This is a genomic window from Salinirubrum litoreum, assembly GCF_020567425.1.
In the GTDB taxonomy this organism is placed as follows: domain Archaea; phylum Halobacteriota; class Halobacteria; order Halobacteriales; family Haloferacaceae; genus Salinirubrum; species Salinirubrum litoreum.
Map to the genome: position 1 here is coordinate 87884 of NZ_JAJCVJ010000005.1, position 9607 is coordinate 97490.

Here is a 9607-nt window from a genome sequence, read left to right on the forward strand (position 1 = left end):
GCCGTGTACTATTCTTTCTCGACTCGGAGGAAGTTCAGCATGCATTCCTGCGGGAGGATCCCACCATGGTAATAACGGGCGTCGGTAAGTCCGCTTTTGCTGTTGTACTGTCGGGGTTTGGCAAGCAATCGAACTGACGTTTTCAGATATTCTGTCCCGGGTGTCTGACCCGTGACTCGGACGCCTGTTCCGGCGTCCTCGATGTCGTCTCCAGCGATTCGCCGATATTTGACCTCCCCATCTCCGTCGTAGCTAGAAATCGATTCCATTGTAGTCCCCTTCGGGAGCAGGACGAATCCGTGATCCGTCACGACGTAGATTCGATCCCAGTGTTCGTTCTCTAGCTTCTCTGTAATCAGATCGTAGAGTTCGTCGATGTAACTGGTGAAGTGACTCTCTGGATTGTCGAGTTCATTCTCACCGATGTCGTCGATGTCCTTGTCGTAGTAGGCGATTTGGTGGTGTTGCCACCCTGAATCGCGATCGTTCGGTACGTCCCATCCCTCTCGTTCAAGGACTTTCACTCGGTTTCCTTTGTTGTCGAGACGCTGGCCACCTCGTTCGACAGAGAGCTTCCCGTTCCGGAGTTTGACACGGAACCTGTGGGCTCGCCCCGGTGTGAGTGCAGCCATCCCGAACTTGGTCTCCGATGGAAGTGTGCTAACTCTGGTCTCTTCGGCGATCGAATAGTCTTCTCGAAGGCGGTTGGCTAGCTCCCGAGCGAGGTCTAATCGCAGCGCATCAATCAGAAATAGGGCGACTGTTTCTCCTGTTGCGAGATCCTGCTCGTTGTCAGTCCACCACTCGTAGGCAGCGTCTTTCCCCGCCAGAGGCGATCCAGTACTGAACGAACTGACTACTGCCTCGCTCATCTTCTCAAGATAGTTCATATACCGCGTCTCTAAGAGCTCGGCGCGAATCTCAGGGAGCGATTCCGTCGCCGGGTGAGAGTTGAGCAGTCTATCTTGCTCGGGTTCACCTGTGATCTCGAGTTCCAACACCCCATAGTCGATCTTCCAGGTTCCGTCTTCCTGATCGGCATACTGGTCGAAGGGGTCGAACGACTGGGACCGCTCTTCCCAGGCTGCAAACCGCAATTCCAACTCGGCTACTTGTTCGGCTTGTTCCCAGAGCGTCGTCCAGGGAATATCGTCCGGATACACTCCAAGAGCTTCTTGGCGTTCGTTCGCCCTTTCGACACACTCCGTGTACTTCCCCTCTTCTAATGATTCGAGCCAAGCATTCCACAGAGCGGCATCAAGGGCCCCATCAACCGGACAGGCCGCGAGCTCCCACGCATCGTCGGATGATTCGATTACGTCCCCCCAGTAGCTCTCACTCAGATAGCGCTCTGCCAACCGCTTGCTATGTCGGGAATCGACAATTCGTTTGAGTGGATTGATGTCGCCAAGGGTGCTACCCACGTTTCCATATCCCTCGGGGAAGGCGTCGACATCCAATCCCTCAGCGACGAGCCAGCGAGCAACGGCCCACTTCCAGACGACGTCCTCGATCTCCTCTGGTGTTTCAGCATTGTCTGCGGGAGCGACGTGCCTGTCTTTTAGCGACTTTTGCACTCGGGCAATCGTTTCATCATCCTTGTCGATTTCTGGCCATCCACCCTCGAGGAGGTGTTCTAAAATCTGGCCCTCTCCCTTTGTGATTATCTCACCGATCAGGTCCCCGTAGCGTGGAATTCCACCGCTTGCGAACTGAGTTTTGATTACATTCGCCGCAGTTTCGCGGTCAGACTCCGTCCCTCGCTCAACATCATAGATATCCCAGGGATTGACCTCATACAGCTCGGCAGTTAGCTGTTCGATCGTGAGTTCGATTTCACCGCCAGTTTCACGGATGTCTCTGAACCAGTCACGATTCTCCTTCGCTTGCGGGATGTACCAGACGTGGGGAGTCTCCGGTTCGTCGATTGCGTTTCTTCTCAATTCGAGAGGGAACTGTTCTGCCTCCGAGAACCCTACGCCGATCCGGTCTGCAGCAGCACGGACGACCTCTCGGAGATGTCCTCCGTCGTCCCACCAGACGACTCGAACAGCTGTCGCGTAGTCGTCAGGAAATTCATCTTCTAGATGAGCTTTCGCCTGGTCTTCGAGTGTCGTCGTCGGTTGCGATTTCATCGGTCTCCCTCCTCTGTATCGATAACCACAATAGTACCGTCACCTGGTTCGGTCACATCTGCCCAGAGCTCGTCGACAGATGGTCCGTCGTCATCTTGGTCATCATCGTCTTCATCATCGTCGTCATCATCGTCCGTTGACTGGAGCTTTGCATCGGCCTGTTTCACCAACGCTTCTGCTCGAGACGGTGTGACGAGGTCTGGTCCACTTAGCGCACGCTTCACCTGCTTCGTGATGAACGCCTCAGAATGTTCTGAGTTGAGTTCCTCGTACCGAGATTCGAGCTGGTTGTAGAGTGGACCATCTGGTTGATCCTCAAGTAGTCCTCGTGCCTCCTCAAGCTGGCTAGCTTCGCTGACTGCGTTCCCGGATGCGATATCGGATTCGGAGATGTCAGCCGCGGATTCAGCGATCTCATCGAGTTCTCTGAGTGACTCGAAATTCACTCCTGGAATCGTCTCGGTGACGGTGTCGATTTCCACGATTATGTCTTGATCCAGTAACGCTTGCTCGACCGCTGAACAGAGCTCCGAGATCGAATCCGCTTCAGGTGCGGTTCCCGTGAGAAGGTGGTAGAGTTCACTAATCTGTGAGGTACGGAAGTCCTGAGCCTCTGTCTGGTGCTTAGTCAGGCTCTCCTTGGATGGGATGCGCGACCCATCGACGGCGTCCTCCATCTTGTAGGTAATCGCAGCATCTGGGTACAGTGATCGCATCGTCTCGAGTGTACTGTTGAACTCATCCCAGAGCGGCTCCTCGCCCTCGAATAATGGTTCAGCTTTGTGGAACCACTCTGCCTGCGTTGGTACTGGCGATTCTGTCAGTACTGCATCGTCAAGTTCGCCACCTGCCATCCCTGGTTCTAATACGTCACGGAGCGCATCCAGTGTGATTTCTTCGTCAAACTCGAGACCCACACGAGCACAGATGTTCCGAATACCCGAACTATTCTTTTCTGCCCATGATGCGAGATTGGAGAGCCAAGCGGTCGGATCGTTCCCTTGTGGAGCAAATCCTCGGAGAGACTGATAGACCGCTTTTAGATTGCTACTTCCCTCAATGTCCACGGGATCGAATCCAATATCGATGTCACGGATATCGGAAAGACGTCGCATCACGCGACCGATTTCGCCCGGGTCTTCGATACGGACCCCATCACGTCTGATCTCGATTTTGTTTGCTGCGGCAAGCGTGATCAGAAGCGCCGCCAGTGCCTCGCGTGGCGTCCCGAGATATTTCCCCCGTCGACCAGCGATTTCTTCGAGGACAGTCTCTCCACTCACTAATTCCTCTCCAGCGTAATCGTTGAGGAACTCTTCAGCCCACCCGTCACTAATCTCTCTCGGAACTGTCTTGACCCCGAGCATTTCTGCGTCGTCGCTTGAGAACGGCCACGTACCATTCCCGTTGAAGAACTCGAAGAGGGTCCGAGCGTCGTCAACCTCCTGCAGCCGTGTATCGAGTGTTTTCCTGTTCTCGAATTTCTCTCTGACAGCATCAGCGAGCACACTATCGATGTTGCTTAGATACGTCCCTCGCGTCGTGTTATGGTCCGGCGTATAGAGCTTCGCGCCATAGAGGAGTTCCTCGATCTCGTCTTCGACGGTCTCCTCCTCCTGTTGTTGCTCGATACGGAGTTCTGCGCTAGCCCCCGGCTCCAATAACTTATCCAACGCAATCAGATGCCGAATACTCTCGCGAAGGCCCTCTGAAAGCTCAATAACGATAAGGACATCTTCAACGCCTTGGTCACCAACGTTCGCCTCCTGCCATCTTGTTCGTGACTCTTCTATTGTATCCGGGTCAGCCGCTAGTACCCTGGCAACTACACCATCGAAACGAGGTTCCGGTGAGGAGTCGACTTGGTCTAATACAGTGTAGCGGAACGTATACGGGGCGTCGGAGATCCCATCGATATTCCGCGTTCGGAGTGAATCATCCGCTGTCAACCGACCACGATCCGCCTCCCGAAGAAGGTCCTCAATATTGTACCGAACTTGATGTTGAGGAAGCCCTGCTGCCTCCCGGTGAATCTGATCCCAGAACTCGACAATCTCCTTCGACAGGATTCTATACGTCTGCGGTTGGACACTCTCGTCGGTTCGAACGAAGTTGTCCTCCATCAGCGCTTTGAGGGCTTCCTCAACATCGCTTTCGAGCTGATCGATGTCAGTATCTACTGAGCTAACCAGCAGCCGTGTGATGTTCTCCTTCGTTGTTGGGACGGCGTCGACCTGGCCAAGGAGATAGAGAACTTTCGCGACACTCACCCCCATCTCGTCAGTCGTGTTCTCGACTTTCTGGATCTGGTCCTTTGCCCACCCCGGAATGTCCGTTGTTTCGCGCTCAATCAAGTCATAGATTTCATCCCACGCAACGACCGCTCCAGGCTCTTTCTGGGACCAATCAAAGCTGGTGAAGAGAGAACGAACGAGAATCAGCAGCGCTCGTCCCTGAACATACTCTCTGTCCACTTCCAAGTCTTCTTTCTTGAGACTCTGCATGACCTCGCGGAGCAACCAGAGGTCGTGTTCACGGAAGGGATACGCCTCTACGGGCTCTCCGACGTCGGTGTATTCTGAAGCGTCGGCAAGTTCTAACTCGAAGTCAGGAGCCCGTTCGAGCAGGTCGTGTACCGTGTTCGCCCCGGAATCTGACTTTCGGAGCCACCGCTTTCTGACTATGATCTCTGTATCGGCACCCCGGAGCGGAATTTCGTTCGTGTACCACGCCTCAGGATCGACCTCTCCCATGAAATCCTGCTGCATGTCCCGCAGCGACCACTGTCCTGTTCCCAAAATTGGGGGGTTAATGTCGGCGATGAGTGTGTCGACCGTCTCCAGAAACTCTCGATAGCGGTGTTGCTGGTCACCGACGTAAATGGCGACTTCGTCGAGCCCGATGAGGAACTCGTACGTTTCGCCTGATTCCTGTAAGTAGCGCTTCGTTCGGTCCAGCCGTTCTACGAGTTCATCGGGTGTGAACGCCTCAGTACTGATCCGTCCCGTGGCTTGCTCGATTGATTCCCTGACGCCATCTTTTGTTGCATAAGGCGTGCCGTCAGTCTCGTCCATCTCGGGAAGTGCTTCATAGAGCCATGGGCGGAGCGCAGGCTTGTCTTGTGCTGCCTCCTGTATCGACATTCCATCGTATTCTACAGAGCATACGGCTTCCCAGAGCCCATGCTCGATCTCTAAGGTCCACGCCCACTCGAGTAACCAGAGTGGGTCAGTCGGGTAGTTGAGCTGATTCCCCAGCTCCTCGTAGATCAGGAGCGAGAGCGTTGAGTCACGAACCTTGTCCCGGTCGAGGAGGTTCATGAACAGGGGGACCAGGTGATCGATGTGGGACGAATTGAGTCGATCTCTAAATTCCTTGAACCCAGAGAATTGGCTCGACAGCTTCGGAGCGACCGTTTCGAGCCCCTCGATCTCGCCGGTCGCGATTCCGATCAGCTTCAGAAGGTGCGTTTTCCCGGATCCGAAGGTGGCATGGACATACCGGAAGCGTGGCTGTGATCCTGTACTGTTGACGACTTCTCCAAGTTCTGTGAGTACCTTTCGAGCGCTATCAGTCTCGTAGAACTCGTCGATGTCGCGTTCGGCTTGGCCGACTTCGTTGACTTTCTGTACTTCTTCGAGTTCTCGCGTCGGCGAGCGAGCAAACAGTGATTCAAGTGTCGTATCAGTCATCGAGATACACCTCAGTGATTTTCTCGTCAATTCGATGGGTCGGGTAGTAGTGGCGTGCGTCCTCGTTGAAGAAGCTCAATTTCCCTCCTCTAATCGAACCAGGGAACGGGATTCCGATTGTAGTATTCACGTTTCGGCGGTCCATCTCATCGAGCAACTCTGATGCGCGGGTGAACGGATAGAGGCTTCCGAGGTTCACCAGCAGAAGGATATGCTGCTGCGCATTCTCGCCTTTGAGTTGTCCTTCGACGAGTTTCTCGATGAGTTCGTCAGCCAGACTCGTCTCGAGCGTCTCCGTTACTGCGTTCGTGGTGGTCCGCTCAAGAGGCCCGAGATCGAGTGTGGTTTCGAAAACACGCGTCTCGGGCATCAGGTGATCGAGCCGAACACACTCGACTGTGAGTTCGTTGCCGGCCTGGTTCTCGATACCAGCCCAGTTCGTCAGTGTATCTGGTGTTTCGGGGTCTGCCCACTGAACCAACCGTTCCGTCACTCGGTGTTCAACAGATGGTTCGACTGGCACCATGACGAAGGGATTTCGAATTCCCCGCCGTTCGCCACTTGCAAAGTCGACCAATTCCTCGGTGAATCTCTTGAGCGGGTTTCGCGTCGACGTCATTTGATAATCACACCTCCATTGATCTGTTCGATCGTCGGCTTCCTCGACTTCACGAGACGCTCAAATTGGCCCTTGAGTGCAGATTCATCGCCGAATAGCACACCTACGCCTTCGATTTCCTCGGGTTGAGTCCCACCGACCAACTGCTCTACAGTCTCGTACTTTTCTCGATACGTGTCGACTCGGTCCTCAGTGAGGCTGTCCCAATCCGTCGTTGAGGATACCGTCCCGAGCGCTCGTTTCAATGTACGCTCGTCGTGAGTTCCTGGTTCCCGGTTTGTTAACGCACTAATACAGACTTGGATGCTTTCGTGGGTATCTCTGAAGTGCCGAAGTGGGCGGAGATATCCGGACTGGAATCCATCGTGAACGCTGTGCTCAGGGAGCTGTAGGGGCGGGATCAGCCATTGGTGTCCCTCGAGTTCCGTCACTAGTGATTTCGCGTTGGTTTCAGCCACTTGAGCCGACCAATCCTCTTCAAGCGCTGAGATTGCGGTCAACCGGGCATCCAGTGACTGATCGAAGGACTGCCAGCCCTCCTGCGTCCACCACTCCCGACCAGACTCGTTTTCGAGCTGTTGGCTTAGCTGGTCCAGTGCGTCGTAGAACGATTGGCTAAGCCAGTCAATCTCCAGCTCTCTGAACCGCAGTAGCCCGTCGAGTTGTAACAGGTAGGATTCTCTGGAGTCCCATCGATCCTCAACCGCAGTCAACCACTCTTCGTCACTCGCCACTTGATCGATTATCTCTTCCCAGTCCGTATCGTCAGCAGCGATTGCGTCGGCGCGAGATTCTGCGCTATCCGCCAGTTCAGAGAGCGCATTGCTGAATGACGCAACCAGAGAGACGAGTGCATCGCTCTCTAATTCCGTCTCTGTACTGACTTCTGTCGTCTCTGCAAGCGTGCGCGCTTGCCTCTTGACCGACTCGTTCAACTCTTCGAGGGCGACGATTCCCTCGTCGACCGTTTGAATCGGATCGATGATTCCAGCATCGATGAACTGTTCCTTGAGAGACGTCGACGACGCTGCCGTACGCAGCTTGATCTCCATCTGCTGAGAGAGCGTCAGCAGTTCATCCGCGGAGAGAGCCTCTCCGTCCTCTGCGACGGGACGGAACTCTCCCGCGCGACACAGTCCCCACAGGACCGCCGTTACTGCCGGTTTGACCTCTCCGTAGAACGGCGTCTCCTCGGTGATGTTTTCGAAGAGCGCTGGCAGACCCATCTCGTTATCATGGTCGACCAGCGTTCGACCGACGGCGCCTCGAATCTCTTTCGCAATCGTCCCCATCGTGGACACCTCCGCATCTGGCGTTGGAACATCGATTTTCTGTGCCCACTCCGGGTACTCCTCGTCGTCATTGAGTCGCTTTAGCTCCGAGAGGTAGCTCTGGTCCACCTCGAGCATGATGGGATGGAAGAACGAGGGGTAGGCACGGTTGATGCATTCTTTGACCGCAGACTCGAGACCACGTGGTTCCTGAGATTCAACCTTGTACGAGCCATCTTTGAGCGCGCTCGCGAGCTTACTTTTCACCCTGTCCGCTGCATCGTCGACGTCGCGGGCTATCGTATCGGGTGTTTCCGTCTCGGCCGTCGCTTCGTGGAACGACCACCACTCGATGAGCTGGCTTCGGAGATCATCTAACCCATCCTCCTTGACCGACCAGTAGATCGTTCCCTCGTTGACTTTCTTCGAGTCGACATCAGGTCGCACACCCCGGATAACCACAGTGGCTTCGAGGGCACCCTCGTGTTCGTCCGCCCCATCTAGTGGTTGTCCATCGATGGAGAAGTTGTATGAGATGGGGTAGTTGTCGCCGTCCCCACCGTAGGGAACCGACGTTGGGAGATTCACACGAGGGCTGATGTCCGCCCAGAGTTCATTGTCGAAAGCGGTGATAATCTCGTCCCAATCTGGGTTCTTGTGGTTCTTGCGTGCCTCTTCGATGATCTCTCGTTCCTCTCGATCCGTGATTCGAAGGAGAGGACCGTCCTCAGCAGTGTTCGGCCTGATGTACTTGTCGAGGTTCTCCAGTGAATTCTGGACCTGGTTTCGGACGGTCGTCCGCGGCTGCCCGTTAAGGTCGTCCATCACCGCCACCGCGATGTTGGCGTCGTTCTGTGGGACTGAGTCGGGCACGTACGAGAGGAGCAAGACCGCTTTTGCGACCTTGAGATCGAAGTCAGTCGTGTCTTCGTCGGCTTCGATCTCCTCCAGGACCTCAATCTCGTTGGGGATGATGTCCTCGAGCTCGTACCGAATCAGGTCATAGAAATCGACAAGGCTGATGAGGGACAGCTCGTCTTTGCTTTCGTCGCGCATCCATCGGTCTCGGAGTCCGGCAACGATGGCGAGAATCGCTCTCGCTGTCCCAGAGAAGATCGACTTCGTCGAGTCGGCCAACTCGTTCCGAAGGTTCGAGAGTATCTCCAAAAAGAGCGCCGGCTGGTAGGGCAGGAGCGGATAGAACTGTACGAACTCCTTTTCTTTGACTCGATTGAGAGGTGGCTCCGTATTCTGCCCGACCTCTGAGTAGACGAACGTAGATGTTGGATGTACCCGCGCCGTCAGTGCTTCTGACTCAACCCAGTCTGTTCCTTCTTCGGTCTTCTCGAGGAGGCGACGCTGAACGATTTCCCCGACGTGATGACTTGGCAGGTGGTACTGGTGGGGGAACCGGTCTTTGAGAATCCCGAAGTCGAGTTGCTTCGCAGCAAGTCCTGGTCGGACGTCCTCGATTTGGGACTGTGCCGTCGCGACCATCTGGATGTTCCCCTCGCCGATCGTATCGATACTCTCCGCGAGCGCGTTGAGTTCCGAGAGACGCTGGTAGTCCCCACCAATGAAGAGTGTCACTTCGTCGACGAGGAGGACGATCTTTACCGGCTTCTCAGACTCTGCCTCGAGGTCTTGCCGATACGACTCGACGGCTTCGACAGCCATCCGCTGCCCGATATCCTGGCGTTGGATGTCCGCCAACCCATCTGCAGTTCCTGTCTCTCGTTCGACGAGCTCCTCTAGGACGAGATCAGAGAGGGTTCGGTACTGTTGGACGTCGTCCCACGAGTACTGATCCGCGTTGGGAACGCCTTCGTCTCTGAGGACCTCTTTCGTGAGTTCGTCACGCTGATCCCACGTTCCCTGATTCTGGTACCA

General features: G+C 55.1%; 4 protein-coding genes. All 4 read right to left on the reverse strand.

Annotation, left to right across the window (positions count from 1 at the left end):
* Nucleotides 1-8: 8 nt before the first annotated feature.
* Nucleotides 9-2135, reverse strand: a complete 2127-nt coding sequence (pglZ, locus tag LI337_RS19790; RefSeq protein WP_227231658.1) for a BREX-5 system phosphatase PglZ — start codon at nucleotides 2133-2135, stop codon at nucleotides 9-11.
* Nucleotides 2132-5827, reverse strand: a complete 3696-nt coding sequence (locus tag LI337_RS19795; RefSeq protein ID WP_227231659.1) for a hypothetical protein — start codon at nucleotides 5825-5827, stop codon at nucleotides 2132-2134. The genes pglZ and LI337_RS19795 overlap by 4 nt, the downstream gene beginning before the upstream one ends.
* A complete protein-coding gene (locus tag LI337_RS19800) occupies nucleotides 5820-6446 on the reverse strand; it encodes a BREX protein BrxB domain-containing protein (protein WP_227231660.1) in 627 nt (208 codons plus the stop codon). The genes LI337_RS19795 and LI337_RS19800 overlap by 8 nt, the downstream gene beginning before the upstream one ends.
* On the reverse strand, nucleotides 6443-9607 hold a 3165-nt coding region (locus LI337_RS19805; protein ID WP_227231661.1), incomplete at its 5' end, for a hypothetical protein. The genes LI337_RS19800 and LI337_RS19805, both read right to left, overlap by 4 nt.

Coding starts and splice junctions, on each gene's coding strand:
- pglZ (WP_227231658.1), bottom strand. CDS start 2,135: ATGAAATCGCAACCGACGACGACACTCGAAGACCAGGCGAAAGCTCAT.
- LI337_RS19795 (WP_227231659.1), bottom strand. CDS start 5,827: ATGACTGATACGACACTTGAATCACTGTTTGCTCGCTCGCCGACGCGA.
- LI337_RS19800 (WP_227231660.1), bottom strand. CDS start 6,446: ATGACGTCGACGCGAAACCCGCTCAAGAGATTCACCGAGGAATTGGTC.